13 protein-coding genes are annotated in these 13700 nt (G+C 35.1%); 10 read left to right on the top strand and 3 right to left on the bottom strand.

The features are described 5' to 3' along the window. The first annotated feature begins 183 nt into the window (after positions 1-183). The 10 genes from hemA (at position 184) to AP058_RS14185 (ending at position 10108) form a co-directional block, all read left to right on the top strand. On the top strand, positions 184-1443 hold the full coding sequence (gene hemA, locus AP058_RS14230) for a glutamyl-tRNA reductase (protein WP_066312306.1): 1260 nt from the start codon (positions 184-186) through the stop codon (positions 1441-1443). 134 nt (positions 1444-1577) lie between these two features. Next, complete coding sequence (gene hemC, locus AP058_RS14225) at positions 1578-2504, top strand: hydroxymethylbilane synthase (protein ID WP_066312305.1); 927 nt, start codon at positions 1578-1580, stop codon at positions 2502-2504. A 12-nt stretch (positions 2505-2516) separates the two neighbouring features. Next, positions 2517-4259 (top strand): TrkH family potassium uptake protein, encoded by a 1743-nt coding sequence (locus AP058_RS14220; RefSeq protein ID WP_066312304.1) that lies wholly within the window; start codon positions 2517-2519, stop codon positions 4257-4259. A gap of 10 nt (positions 4260-4269) precedes the next feature. Then, positions 4270-4977 (top strand): TrkA family potassium uptake protein, encoded by a 708-nt coding sequence (locus tag AP058_RS14215; RefSeq protein ID WP_066312298.1) that lies wholly within the window; start codon positions 4270-4272, stop codon positions 4975-4977. Between the two features lie 3 nt (positions 4978-4980). Beyond that, on the top strand, positions 4981-5637 hold the full coding sequence (locus tag AP058_RS14210; protein ID WP_066312296.1) for a uroporphyrinogen-III synthase: 657 nt from the start codon (positions 4981-4983) through the stop codon (positions 5635-5637). Between the two features lie 61 nt (positions 5638-5698). Beyond that, the gene (hemE, locus tag AP058_RS14205; protein ID WP_066312294.1) at positions 5699-6724 is read left to right on the top strand and encodes a uroporphyrinogen decarboxylase; all 1026 of its coding nucleotides are present in this window, start codon (positions 5699-5701) and stop codon (positions 6722-6724) included. Positions 6725-6780: 56 nt separating this feature from the next. After that, positions 6781-7164 carry a hypothetical protein gene (locus AP058_RS14200; RefSeq protein ID WP_066312293.1) on the top strand — a complete coding sequence of 128 codons (384 nt, stop codon included), beginning with the start codon at positions 6781-6783 and terminating at the stop codon, positions 7162-7164. Beyond that, positions 7161-8063 (top strand): oxygen-dependent coproporphyrinogen oxidase, encoded by a 903-nt coding sequence (gene hemF, locus AP058_RS14195; protein ID WP_066312292.1) that lies wholly within the window; start codon positions 7161-7163, stop codon positions 8061-8063. The genes AP058_RS14200 and hemF overlap by 4 nt, the downstream gene beginning before the upstream one ends. 356 nt (positions 8064-8419) lie before the next feature. Further along, a complete protein-coding gene (gene hemB, locus AP058_RS14190; protein WP_066312290.1) occupies positions 8420-9418 on the top strand; it encodes a porphobilinogen synthase in 999 nt (332 codons plus the stop codon). A gap of 261 nt (positions 9419-9679) precedes the next feature. Next, positions 9680-10108: a c-type cytochrome gene (locus AP058_RS14185; RefSeq protein WP_066313493.1), complete on the top strand. Its 429-nt coding sequence runs from the start codon at positions 9680-9682 to the stop codon at positions 10106-10108. A gap of 79 nt (positions 10109-10187) precedes the next feature. On the opposite strand, the gene AP058_RS14180 is transcribed toward AP058_RS14185, so the two are convergent. The 3 genes from AP058_RS14180 to AP058_RS14170 all read right to left on the bottom strand — a co-directional run bounded on the left by AP058_RS14180 (position 10188) and on the right by AP058_RS14170 (position 13639). Continuing rightward, positions 10188-11792 (bottom strand): fumarate hydratase, encoded by a 1605-nt coding sequence (locus AP058_RS14180; RefSeq protein WP_066312289.1) that lies wholly within the window; start codon positions 11790-11792, stop codon positions 10188-10190. A 227-nt stretch (positions 11793-12019) separates the two neighbouring features. Then, positions 12020-12559 carry a GNAT family N-acetyltransferase gene (locus AP058_RS14175; RefSeq protein ID WP_066312284.1) on the bottom strand — a complete coding sequence of 180 codons (540 nt, stop codon included), beginning with the start codon at positions 12557-12559 and terminating at the stop codon, positions 12020-12022. Positions 12560-12895: 336 nt separating this feature from the next. Beyond that, a complete protein-coding gene (locus AP058_RS14170) occupies positions 12896-13639 on the bottom strand; it encodes a YoaK family protein (protein ID WP_066312282.1) in 744 nt (247 codons plus the stop codon). Positions 13640-13700: the final 61 nt, after the last annotated feature.

Genomic DNA, 13700 nt, shown 5'->3' with positions numbered 1-13700 from the left:
TTTAGAATGTATCTATATAAGTTGATTTGTTAGCTATCGAAATCACTACGAAATCTATTAAAAACAGTGTTTTAGAAGTATTTCGGAACAAATAATCTCGTAGCGATACAAAAAGCCCCTCTAGCGTTGTTTTTATAAAATACTTAGTAATAATTTTGTTGAACTTTTTAAGGAAAGTATAATATGGAAAATTTCAATATGTCCAAAAACACCACTTTTTACGCTTTAGGCCTCAGCTACAAAAAAGCAGATGCAACAATTAGAGGAAAGTTTAGTTTAGATGCCAAAGCACAATCCATACTACTGATGCAAGCCGAAGCCGAAGGGATTGAAGCTTTAATAGTTACTTCGACTTGTAATAGAACCGAAATTTACGGATTTGCGAACCACCCTTACGAACTCATCAAATTACTTTGTGAAAACAGCAACGGTACGGTCGAAGAATTTCAAAAAGTCGCTTATATTTATAAAAACCAAGATGCTATCAGTCATATGTTTCGCGTAGGAACTGGACTAGACAGTCAGATTTTGGGCGATTTTGAAATTATCAGTCAAATTAAAAATGCCTTCAATCAAAGTAAATCCAATGGTTTGATCAATACTTTTATGGAGCGCTTAGTTAATTCGGTAATACAAGCGAGTAAAAAGATAAAGAACGAAACTCAAATTAGCTCGGGAGCCACTTCTGTTTCCTTTGCTGCAGTTCAATATATTACTAGAAATGTTCCTGATATTGCTAATAAAAATATTCTACTTTTTGGAACTGGTAAAATTGGAAGAAATACCTGCGAAAATTTAGTTAAACATACCAAACACGAACAAATAACTTTAATTAACAGAACCAAGGATAAAGCTGAAAAATTAGCTGCAAAATTGGACTTAGTAGTTAAAGATTATGCCGATTTACAGTTGGAATTGCAAAAAGCAGACGTAGTTGTAGTGGCTACTGGCGCTCAAAACCCTACGATTGACAAAGCCATCTTAAATTTAAAGAAACCGTTGTTGATATTAGATTTATCGATTCCTAAAAACGTGCACGAAAACGTAACCGATTTAGATCATGTTACTTTAATTCACATGGATTATTTGTCTCAAATGACCGATGAAACCTTAGAGAATAGAAAAAGACACATCCCTGCTGCTGAAGATATTATTGAAGAAATCAAAGAAGAGTTCAATTCTTGGACTAAGGGCCGAAAATTTGCTCCAACTATTAATGCACTGAAGGCCAAACTAAACGAAATTAAAAATTCAGAATTAGATTTTCAAAGCAGAAAAATTGCTGGTTTCAACGAAGAACAAGCCGAGATCATCACGAACCGATTGATTCATAAAATAACAACTCAATTTGCTAATCATTTGAAAGACGAAAATACGTCGGTAGATGAAAGCATTGAATGGATTGAGAAAGTATTTAAAATTGAAGCCGTAATTAAATATTAAATTTCGAAAGCAATTTCGTCTGGCACTTATTTTATTCCATCAAATACAATTTAAAACAACCATTAATGAAGTTAAATTTCTTAATGGTTTTATTATAAAAACCAACTGCTCAACGGCATTTGTAAAACCTAAAAATGACAAAGAAAACAATACGTATAGGAACGCGTGACAGCGAATTAGCATTATGGCAAGCCAACACTGTTGCAAATAAATTAAAATCCTTGGGTTACGACACCGAAATTATCGCTGTCAAATCGACGGGAGACATTATTTTAGACAAACCCTTATACGAATTAGGCATTACAGGTATTTTTACCAAAACACTAGACATTGCAATGCTGAACGGAAGCGTTGATATTGCGGTGCACTCTATGAAAGATGTGCCGACTGCATTACCAAAAGGCATTGTACAAGCTGCCGTTCTAGAACGAGCTAGTACTTTAGACATTTTGGTTCATAAAGGAAATCTTGATTTTTTAACTGCAAGCGGAACTATAGCAACTGGAAGTTTGCGTCGTCAAGCACAATGGCTCAGTAAATACCCTGAACATAGCGTAGTTGATTTGCGTGGAAACGTAAATACAAGAATGCAAAAATTAGAAGATAACGACTGGAACGGTGCTGTTTTTGCAGCGGCTGGTCTCGAACGAATTAACCTAAAACCAGGCAACTTTATCAATCTTGATTGGATGATTCCCGCCCCGGCTCAAGGTGCGATGGTTGTTGTTGCTATGGAAAGTGATAATTATGTTTTGGATGCTTTATCGCAATTAAACGATATCGAAACCGAAATTCTAACCTATATTGAACGTCAATTTCTACGAACTTTAGAAGGCGGTTGTACGGCTCCAATTGGTGCTTTAGCAACGTACAATGAAGATGAAGATACCATTCATTTTCAAGGCGTTCTATTCTCTTTAGATGGAGCACAAAAAATCGAAATCGACAAAACGGTTCCCATTGAAGAGTGGAAAAAGTTGGGTTATCATTCGGCTCAAGAAGTTTTGAGTAACGGCGGAACTAGTTTGATGATAAGCATTCGCAATGATTTAAAAAAGTAATTTTATCTCATTATGAAAAAAGAATCCCTACTCAATTACTTGTATCGCTTTTTCGATATTATCGTATTGCTGTTTATAGTTTTTGATTTTGGGTATGATTTTGAGGATAATTATAACTCACCTCATGTCGTTGCATTAATATTACTTTCAGTTGGATTATTGGCTTTTAATTCATTTAAATATTACAATTACACATTTAAAAGTAATAAAAGGGTCGTGTTGATCAACATGATTATTCTGTCTTTTCTTTTAATAGTAGCTGCTATAATTTGGTTTCTTAATTACTCGCTTCCCTCTTATTACGCTTTACAAAAAATTAAACCCGTTATTGAAGGCGGTTTAATCTTTTACTTCTTACTTCGATTGATGGTTTTAGTTCGTCATATTTATGACATTTATTTTAATCCCGCTATTGTATTTGTGGGAAGTTTTATGATTTTGGTTCTAATTGGAGCGTTTTTATTAATGCTTCCAAGCGCAACTACTGGTTCAATCACTTTTACCAATGCGCTTTTTACCGCTACTAGCGCCGTTTGTGTGACGGGTTTAACGGTAGTAGATACGGCAGTAGACTTTACAATTGTTGGACAATCCATAATTATTGTTTTAATTCAACTCGGCGGAATTGGTATTTTAACTTTTACCTCCTTTTTTGCTTTTTTCTTCAGAGGAAGTTCTTCGTTTAAAGAAGGCTTAAATACACGAGATTTTATTGCCAATGAAGGGCTAAGAGATGTTTTTAGAGCGGCTCTCAACGTGGTTGTTTTTACGGTAGCAGTTGAATTAATTGGAGCAATATTCATTTATTCTTCAATTATCGAAAATTCAATTATCGAACATAAATTATACTTTTCTATATTTCACTCCATCTCTGCCTTTTGTAATGCAGGATTTTCTACTTTACCTGGAGGTATTTTAAATACAACGGTTAAGTTTAATTATTACCTGCAGTGGATTCTGATGCTCATGATTATACTGGGTGGTTTAGGCCATAACATTGTTTTTAACTTTTTTCATTATTGGAAAACGTATGTGTTTGAACTTTTTGACAAAAAAATAATTCATAAAAAAGTTAGAATTATCACCTTAAATACTAGAATTGTACTTTATACTACCCTGATTTTATTAGTAGGAGGTTCGATATTTCTTTATATTTCTGAATACAATCATACTCTATTGCAACATGATACCGTTTTCGGAAAAATAACTTCGGCAGCTTTTAATGCAGTCTCGCCAAGAACAGCAGGATTTAGTGCAACCGATTATGCAGAAATGGGCGTACCGTCGCTTCTTTTTATAATTTTTTTAATGTGGATTGGTGGTTCACCAGCCTCAACAGCCGGTGGAATAAAAACGAGTACTTTTGCATTAGCGACATTGAATATTGTTGCCGTTGCCAGAGGAAAAAGTAGAATCCAATTGTTTGGTCGAAGAATATCAGCAGATTCTACTTCTCGCGCCTTTGCTATTTTATCCATATCGTTAATCACCATTGGTCTTTCTATTATGGGTGTACTGATTTTTGAACCAGAAGGAACGTCAATATTAACGGTAGCTTTCGAGTGTTTTTCGGCTTACAGTACTGTAGGGTCAAGTATCAATTTTACGCCGACACTTACGGAGCCGAGTAAGTTTGTGATCATTCTAACTATGTTTATTGGTCGTATAGGAATGCTGAATTTAATGGTCGGATTACTGCGTAGATTGAACCATCAGTTTTACGAATATCCGCGGGAAAATATATTAATTAACTAAACTTGTTTAGATGAAAATAATCGTTTTTGGTTTAGGAAATTTCGGAATGTCATTGGCTATAAGCCTTACCGAAACAGGAAATGAAGTTATTGGTGTAGACAAAAATATCGAGAAAGTGAATCTTGTAAAAGATAAAATTTCACATGCCATTGCGATGGACTCTACAAACGAACTGTCTTATGAAGCTCTCCCTCTAAAAGATACTGATAAAGTAGTGGTTGCTATTGGAGAAAATGAAGGTGCCGCAATCATCACAACCGCAATTATTAAGAAATTGAGCGATGTGAAAATTATAAGTAGAGCTTTGTCGCCTATTCACGATACGGTTCTTGAGGCTATGGGAATTCATAGTATTGTTCATCCTGAACAAGAATCAGCAGATCGATTGACCAAGCAAATTAATTTTAAATCTACTTTAGAAAATTATCAATTGGATGATAATTATACGATATCCGAAGTAAAAGCAAAGCCAGAATTCTTTGGTAAAACATTAGCAGAATTAGACACCATCGATAAATATCGTTTAACTTTGATCACGATTATTCGAAAGAGAGAAAAGAAAAATTTAATAGGTAAAAAATCGATTGTAAAAGAATCAATTGGCCGTCCCGTTCCTTCTACTGTTATTTTACAAGATGACATTTTAGTGGTTTACGGCTACAATAAAGATATAGAAACCTACTGTTTAGATCAAGAAGAATACCAAAAAAGAAGCTAGAACATGATTCAGATACTATCCACAAAAACACTTTTACACCATCAAAAAGAAGCCTTGGTAAATGCTGATTTCAATGTTATTGAAGTCGATTTTATCAAGACTCAAAGCAATCCGTTTACATTAAATGAAATTAATGATAATTTAATTTTTACGAGCCAAAACTCAGTTCAAAGTTTCTTGCTAGATCCAAAATCAGCAGAACTAAAATCTAAGAATGTGTTTTGCGTAGGTTTAAAAACTAAAATCATGCTTTCTGAAAGTGGTTATAATGTGGTCGCTTACACCGGTTACGCAGACGATTTGGCAGAGATAATTACTTTAATTTACAATAGTGAAAGCTTCACTTTTTTTAGTGGAAGTTTAAGAAGAGAGACCCTGCCAAAAGCATTAAAAGGCGCTAATATCAAATTTAATGAAATTCAAGTTTATGAAACTACATTGACTCCTCAAAAAATCAAAACACCAGTAAAAGCTATTTTATTTTTTAGTCCGTCTGGAATCGAAAGCTATTTGAAAGACAATAAGATTACAAATGAAACTTGTTTTTGCATTGGAACTACAACCTCAAGCGCTCTAGAGGGGATAACTAAAAATGTAATAGTCGCTACGCAACCTACAATTGAAGATGTGATTGAAGAAGTAATTGCAGAGTACAGATAAATTATGTTTAAAGATTCTTTAAACAACAAAAAATAATGAAAACGCTTTAAGACAATAAATTATGATTAAGAACGACTTATTTTTACGCGCATTAAAAGGAGAAACTGTGCAACGTCCACCTGTTTGGATGATGCGTCAAGCCGGAAGATATTTGCCAGAATTTATTGCTTTACGCGATAAATACGACTTTTTCACACGCTGTAGAACCCCAGAACTTGCTTCTGAAATTACGGTTCAACCGATTCGTAGAATTGCTCCTGATGCTGCTATTTTATTCTCGGATATTTTGGTAGTTCCTCAAGCGATGGGTATTGAAGTATTGATGAAAGAAAATTTTGGTCCGTTTGTTCCAAATCCGATTCGTTCGATGGAAGATGTACACCGCGTATATGTTCCAGACATTCAAGAAAGTTTAGGTTACGTAATGGATGCCATTAAACTGACCAAAGAAATGTTGAACGACGAAGTGCCTTTGATTGGTTTCGCTGGTTCTCCATGGACTATTTTATGTTATGCTGTCGAAGGTCAAGGCTCTAAAAGTTTTGACAAAGCCAAAGGATTTTGTTTCTCAAATCCGGCTGCAGCACATACCTTGTTGCAAAAAATCACAGATACCACTATTTTATATTTAATTGAAAAAGTAAAAGCTGGTGTTGATGCCGTTCAGATTTTTGACTCTTGGGGCGGAATGCTTTCTCCGGTTGATTATCAGGAATTTTCATGGAAATACATCAACCAAATCGTTGAAGCTTTAGCTGATCATGCTCCCGTTATTGTTTTCGGAAAAGGATGTTGGTTCGCTCTAGGCGAAATGGGTAAAAGTAGAGCTTCGGCATTAGGTGTAGACTGGACTTGTTCGCCAACTAATGCACGTTACTTATCTGGTGGAAAAATCACCTTGCAAGGAAATTTTGATCCTTCAAGATTACTTTCTCCAATTCCAACCATCAAAAAAATGGTCCACGAAATGATCGACGAATTTGGAAAAGACAAATACATCGTAAACTTAGGTCACGGAATTTTACCTCATATTCCAGTTGATCACGCCAAAGCATTTATTGATGCGGTGAAAGAATACGGACAGTAAGAAAAATATATTCCTGCAAAGTTTAAAAGCCTTGCAGGAATTTTTAAATTAAAGCCATGCTAAACAAAGGTTTAAGAGACGAAGAAAGCACCCGAATTGAGAACACGCTACGCATATTGCATTCACTTACATTTGTGCCAAAATATTGGATTTTTGAAGATCTCAGTGAAATTGACGGTCAACTAAAAAATTTTGGTTTAAGTCTAGAAACGCTTATTGAATCAGAACCCAATGAAATGATCACTTTACTCTCAAGATGCCATCTCGACTGGAATCAAAAAGAGCAGTTTGCTGATGTCTTGATTTTTCTATCGAAAGAAAATCAGTTCCAATTTACCGCAAAAGCATTGGCACTTTACGAACACATTCAAACTGAAAGTGCTACGTTTTCATTCGGAATTAACACTAAAATCACTTCTGCTAAAGTGAAACTACAATGAAAAATAAATTTTACGCATACATACAAAACTTACAAGACCAAATCGTAGCAGGATTAGAAGCCGTTGAGGGTCAAGCTAAATTTCGCGAAGATCTTTGGGATCGCCCAGAAGGCGGAGGCGGAAGAACACGTGTCATCGAAAATGGAAACGTTTTTGAAAAAGGCGGAGTGAATATATCTGCTGTTCACGGAAAATTACCGGAAGCCATGCAAAAGATGTTTGGCGTTGGAGAAGCCGATTTCTTTGCTTGCGGACTGAGTTTAGTGATTCATCCTAAAAGTCCGATGGTGCCCACAGTGCATGCCAATTGGCGCTATTTTGAGATGTACGACGACAACGGAACCGTAATTAACTCGTGGTTTGGTGGTGGACAAGATTTAACACCCTATTATTTGTTTGAAGAAGATGCCGAACATTTTCACCAAACGTGTAAAACGGCGTGCGACAAACACAACCCCGAATTTTATCCTAAATATAAAAAGCAATGTGACGATTATTTCTGGAATGCACATCGTCACGAAGCCCGCGGAATTGGAGGCTTATTCTTTGATTATTGCAAAGCAACTCCAGAAACTAGCATGGAAGATTGGTTCAACTTTGTTTCGGAAGTTGGAAATAGTTTTCTAGAAGCTTATGTGCCAATTGTAGAAAAAAGAAAAGCAGTAGCTTATACTCCTGAAAACAAAACATGGCAAGAAATTCGTCGTGGTCGTTATGTAGAGTTTAACTTAGTTCATGACAAAGGCACTTTATTTGGTTTAAAAACTAACGGAAGAATTGAGAGTATTTTAATGTCCTTGCCTCCGCACGTGCAATGGGTTTATGATCATCATCCGGAAGTGGGAAGTCACGAAGAAAAATTAATTCAACTATTAGAAAATCCAATTGATTGGTTGTAATTTAAAATAAACAAATCCTTAGAACTCGCTACGGATTTGCGTTTTACCGCTAGTACATAAACTATCTTATTTCTTTGAAATTTAAGCGATTCCAAAAAATAAGTATCAATCAAAACAAAATTTTACTTTAAAAAAGTCACTTCAAATTGAACCTTCAAAATCTTTAAAACTGAAGTCTGATTATGATTTTTATCAGCTACAATTAGTTCAATTTTGTCTAACTTTGTTATTCTAAAATAGTGTAAAAATTTACATTCAAAATAAAATTACCCTAAAAACAATAAAATTTATAACGAGATATAGCAGGAATATAGCAGCTTTTCATCTTATAAATTCAAAATATAAAATTCAAAAATATGTTTCCATTACACAGAGGTCGCAGATTAAGAACCAATGAATCCATACGAAGTTTAGTTCGCGAAACCAGTTTAAGTCCGTCTGACTTTATGTTTCCGATGTTCGTTGCAGAAGGAGAAAATGTAAAAATAGAAGTTGCTTCGATGCCTGGAATTTTTAGACGTTCGTTGGATTTAACTATAGAAGAAGTAAAAGAATTATACGCTGTAGGAATTCGTGCTGTAAATATTTATGTAAAAGTAAGCGAGGACTTAAAAGACAATACTGGAAAAGAAGCTTGGAATCCGGATGGATTAATGCAAAACACGATACGTGCTATTAAAAAAGCATGTCCCGAAATGATCGTAATGCCAGACGTTGCATTAGATCCTTATTCGGTTTATGGTCACGACGGCATAATTGCCGATGGGGATGTAGAAAATGATAGTACCGTTGCGGCTTTGGTACAAATGGCCGTTTCTCATGCAGCAGCTGGCGCTGATTTCGTAGCTCCAAGCGACATGATGGATGGTCGTGTATTGCGCTTACGCGAAGGTTTGGATGCTGCAGGATATATAAATGTGGGTATTATGAGTTATTCGGCTAAATACGCTTCGGCATTTTACGGTCCGTTTCGTGATGCTTTAGACAGTGCGCCTAAAAAATCAGAAGTGATTGTTCCTAAAGATAAAAAAACATATCAAATGGACTACGCCAACCGGCTAGAAGCCATTAAGGAAGCCATTTGGGACGTAGAAGAAGGAGCAGACATGGTAATGGTAAAACCTGGAATTGCTTATTTAGATATTGTTAGAGAAGTTAAAAACGCCGTAAACGTGCCAGTAACCGTTTTTCATGTTTCTGGAGAATATGCAATGATTAAAGCGGCAGCAGAAAGAGGTTGGTTAGACAACGATCAAATTATGATGGAGCAATTAATGTGTATTAAAAGAGCGGGTGCAACATTAATTTCGACCTATTTTGCGAAAGAAGCTGCTATTCTTTTGAATAAAAAATAATGTTTTTTACAATCGATTTCATTCGAAATTTAAATAAAATAACGAAACAGAGAAACCTCTTAATCATACCAAAACAAAGATTATTTCAAATAAAATATTAACTTTATCTGATAAAGTAGATTTTTTTGAGGATTGAAAATAAAAATTTCAGCACATTATTTTAGTGTAAATTACTGAAAGTCTTATTCAAAGATTAATAATCTTTATTAAACCAGTGTCAAACTCAACCTTGAAAAAATGAGGTTGGTAAACTATAAAAAAATGAAAAAAATAATTTTAGCAGCAGCGTTTTTTGCAATTGTTTCTTGCAAAAAAGAATCTTCAAATGAATCGTTCGGTACAGGAACGGCAACAGAAGCACCAACGGAAACAACAACCGAAGTAACTCCAGAAGCAACAGCTGAGGTAATGACTCCAGAAGCTTTAGGAAAATCTATTGTGGAAGGAAAAGGGAATTGTTACACTTGTCACCAAGTAGACAAAAAAGTAATTGGACCAAGTATCAAAGAAATTGCTCAAATTTACAAAGATAAAAACGCTAATATGGTAACGTTTTTACTAGGTAAAGGAGAACCTATTGTTGATCCAAGTCAGTATGAGGTAATGAAAACAAACTTTCCGGTTACTAAAGCAATGACTGATGCAGAATTAGCTGGAATTGAAGCTTATTTTCAGAGTACTTTGAAATAATAAAAATAATTGAATTATAAAAAAACCGCCTAAAGTAAAATTTAGGCGGTTTCGTTGTTATATGAGCTATTCGATATTCTTATAAATTCTCAAAGAAGTCATTTCCTTTATCATCTGTGATAATAAATGCTGGGAAATTTTTTACCGTAATTTTACGAACGGCTTCCATTCCTAATTCTTCAAAATCAACCACTTCTACTTTTACAATGTTGTCTTGAGCTAGAATGGCTGCGGGTCCGCCAATAGATCCCAAATAAAATCCACCATACTTATTACAAGCTTCTTTTACTTGTGTCGAGCGATTTCCTTTGGCTAGCATAATCATACTTCCACCATTCTTTTGAAACTCATCTACATATACATCCATACGCCCTGCAGTAGTTGGTCCAAAACTTCCAGACGCCATTCCTTCTGGTGTCTTCGCTGGACCTGCGTAATACACAGGGTGATTTTTAAAATAGTCTGGCATTGGTTTTCCAGCGTCTAGTAATTCTTGAATTTTTGCATGAGCAATATCACGTGCTACGATCACAGTACCATTCAATTTTAAACGTGTTTTAATTGGGTATTGTTTCAATTTCGCCAGTATTTCTGCCATCGGCTGATCCAAATCAATTTCAACAGGCGCTTCTAAATGGGGTGCGGTCTCTGGTAAAAATTGTTTCGGATTCACTTCTAATTGTTCCAAGAAGATTCCGTCTTTATTAATTTTTGCTTTAATGTTTCGATCGGCCGAACAAGAAACGCCTAAACCAACTGGACAAGAAGCAGCGTGACGCGGTAAACGAATGACACGTACGTCGTGTGTAAAGTATTTTCCTCCAAATTGTGCTCCAATGGCACTTTCTTGGCAAATTTGCTGTACTTTCTCTTCCCACAAGATATCGCGAAAAGCTTGTCCGGCCATATTTCCTGAAGTTGGCAAATGATCGAAATAACCTGCAGAAGCCTTTTTAACAGCCGCTAAATTCGCTTCAGCAGAAGTTCCGCCAATTACCAAGGCTAAATGATAGGGTGGGCAAGCAGACGTTCCTAAATCCTTTATTTTTTCACGGACAAATTCGTCCATTGCTTTATCGTTTAATAACGATTTTGTTTTTTGATATAAAAAGGTCTTGTTGGCCGAACCACCTCCTTTTGCCATGAATAAAAACTCGTAAGACGCTCCCTTTTTAGCATAAATATCAACTTGTGCCGGAAGATTAGAACCCGAGTTTTTTTCTTCGAACATCGAGATCGGCACAATTTGAGAATAGCGTAAGTTGCGTTTTTGATAGGTGTTAAAAATACCTTTACTCAACCACTCAGCATCATCAACTCCAGTATATATGTTTTCTCCTTTTTTACCCATCACAATCGCTGTTCCTGTATCTTGACAGCTTGGCAATTGACCTTCGGCAGCAACACTAGCATTTTGCAATAAATTATAGGCTACAAAACGATCGTTATCTGTTGCTTCGGGATCGTCTAAAATTTTTCTCAGCTTTTGCAAGTGTGACGTACGCAACATAAACGAAACGTCGGTAAATGCTTCTTCGGCTAATAACTCTAAACCTTTGGGATCAACGGTTACAATTTCGCGATCGCCCAATTGTTCTACTTTTATAAAATCAGAAGTGATTTTTCGGTATTCGGTATCGTCTTTTAAGATCGGATACGGATCTTGGTATATAAAATCTATCATTATTTTTAATTTTCACAAATATAAAAAAAATAAGCTCCTTAGGTCGGATTTTCACCAATGGGATGAGTCTAAATTATTACCAAATTAGAAAGCCTAAAGCTATAGAAATGGCACTGTTTTATGTTATCGCACTATTCAAAACTATTAAAATAAAAACAGTTAAGTTTTATGAATACCAATTGTTTAGATTGCACTCTTAACTATAAGCTGCACTTATAAATCAATGGTTATTCTTTTTTTAAAAAATCTTTCCTTTCGATTCTGTACCAGTTCTCATCTTCACCGTGGTAATCGAAATTTTCGATAAATCGCATTCCAATTTTTTTTAGAATTTTATTCGATCCCGCATTATCAACAGCAGCTAAAGCGTAGACTTCTTTAAAATCGAGTTCTTCAAAAGCGTATTTTAAACAGGCCGAAGCCGTTTCAGTTGCAATTCCTTTTCCCCAAAACCGTTTCTGTAATCGATAGCCGATATCGTAAAAGTCTTTATGATTGTTCGTTTCTTCAGTTATAAATTTAATTCCGCACCAACCCACAAATTCTTTTGTTTTCTTATCCACTACAGCCCATCTTCCAATGCCGTAATCCAAATACTGCTGTCTAATGGTACTAATAATTACAGCAGACTCGTCTTTGATTGAAACTGTTTTATTTCCTAAATATTTATGAACTTCAGGATCAGCATCCAATTCGAACATTCCGTCCACATCGCTCGGAAGTAATTCTCTTAAAATAAATCTTTCGGTTTCTGCAAATACTTTCATTGTACATTTTTTAAGTGATCCACGTATTCCATTACTAATACAAACACCTAACTCGCATTATAAAACGCGAGCTAGGTGTTTAAATTTATTGTATACTAGTATAGTTTATACCATTAAACTAGTAACTAAGAACAAAACGATTAACGCGATGGCTACGTATTTGGTGTATTTACTGTTTCTCATTTTAGTATAATTGAAGGTTAGAATTAGAGAAGCAATATATACATTTTTTAAAATAAAATGGATTTTACGCTCACAAAAGAAAGCAACTTTTACCGCTATTTTTTACCGAAGATTAGCACTGCAGCGTATGATTGGTTATAAAGAAACCATTATTTAATGGTACGATCTTTTGTCTTTCAGATTGTAATTTCGTTTCCAATGCAACAGTTTAAATCGCAAAGTATCATAATACAAGCCCATAATTAACATAAACGCTGGTATAAGTAAAACATAAAAACTGAAATAAGGATATAAAATTCCGCCAAGTAAACCTCCGAAAAAGAAAAAGAGAATAATGCGCAAGCGTAGTTTAATAGTAGAGATCAGCTTGACTTGTTGCTCTTTTTGTTTGTAGAAAAATAATTGAGAAAGTTCGATTCCTAAATCGGTAAAAAGTCCTGTCAAGTGGGTCGTTCTCACGACTGCGTTGGAAATTCGTGTGACCAGTGAGTTTTGTAATCCCATGGCAAAAAGCAAACTAAACGCTATTAAATTTGGGTTGTCTTTTATGAGAATGTGACCCAAAAATGCAATCGCAAACAAAATAACACTTTCAATCAGTGTTGGAATAACAAATATAAATCGTTCGTTTTTTAAGGTAATAATTTCGACTAATAGACTGGAAAAAAAAGAACCCAAGAAGAAGAACAAGATGTAAAAAAAGTAAATAAAACTTTCAGAAAAATTAAGCTTAAAAACCTCATCTACAAAAAACGCAAAGTGTCCCGTTACATTTGTAGTTAACCGCTGCACCGATAAAAACCCGACAACGTTTACAATTCCTGCCACACACGAAAGTAAAGAAGCAATTTTTTTATTGTGGTTTAATGTTCTTGTCTTTCCTCGGTGTCTAAACATTGTTTTGTTAGTCTAAGTATTATCCACACTGGCTTGTACTAATGACAATCATTACAATCGC

The sequence above is a fragment of the Flavobacterium sp. TAB 87 genome (assembly GCF_001529295.1).
Taxonomy (GTDB): Bacteria; Bacteroidota; Bacteroidia; order Flavobacteriales; family Flavobacteriaceae; genus Flavobacterium.
Note: the sequence above shows the minus strand (reverse complement) of the source record. Positions and strands in the feature narration are given on the sequence as shown.

Coding starts and splice junctions, on each gene's coding strand:
- AP058_RS14210 (WP_066312296.1), top strand. CDS start 4,981: ATGATTCAGATACTATCCACAAAAACACTTTTACACCATCAAAAAGAA.
- AP058_RS14200 (WP_066312293.1), top strand. CDS start 6,781: ATGCTAAACAAAGGTTTAAGAGACGAAGAAAGCACCCGAATTGAGAAC.
- AP058_RS14180 (WP_066312289.1), bottom strand. CDS start 11,792: ATGATAGATTTTATATACCAAGATCCGTATCCGATCTTAAAAGACGAT.
- hemF (WP_066312292.1), top strand. CDS start 7,161: ATGAAAAATAAATTTTACGCATACATACAAAACTTACAAGACCAAATC.
- AP058_RS14185 (WP_066313493.1), top strand. CDS start 9,680: ATGAAAAAAATAATTTTAGCAGCAGCGTTTTTTGCAATTGTTTCTTGC.
- hemA (WP_066312306.1), top strand. CDS start 184: ATGGAAAATTTCAATATGTCCAAAAACACCACTTTTTACGCTTTAGGC.
- hemE (WP_066312294.1), top strand. CDS start 5,699: ATGATTAAGAACGACTTATTTTTACGCGCATTAAAAGGAGAAACTGTG.
- AP058_RS14215 (WP_066312298.1), top strand. CDS start 4,270: ATGAAAATAATCGTTTTTGGTTTAGGAAATTTCGGAATGTCATTGGCT.
- AP058_RS14220 (WP_066312304.1), top strand. CDS start 2,517: ATGAAAAAAGAATCCCTACTCAATTACTTGTATCGCTTTTTCGATATT.
- hemC (WP_066312305.1), top strand. CDS start 1,578: ATGACAAAGAAAACAATACGTATAGGAACGCGTGACAGCGAATTAGCA.
- AP058_RS14170 (WP_066312282.1), bottom strand. CDS start 13,639: ATGTTTAGACACCGAGGAAAGACAAGAACATTAAACCACAATAAAAAA.
- AP058_RS14175 (WP_066312284.1), bottom strand. CDS start 12,559: ATGAAAGTATTTGCAGAAACCGAAAGATTTATTTTAAGAGAATTACTT.
- hemB (WP_066312290.1), top strand. CDS start 8,420: ATGTTTCCATTACACAGAGGTCGCAGATTAAGAACCAATGAATCCATA.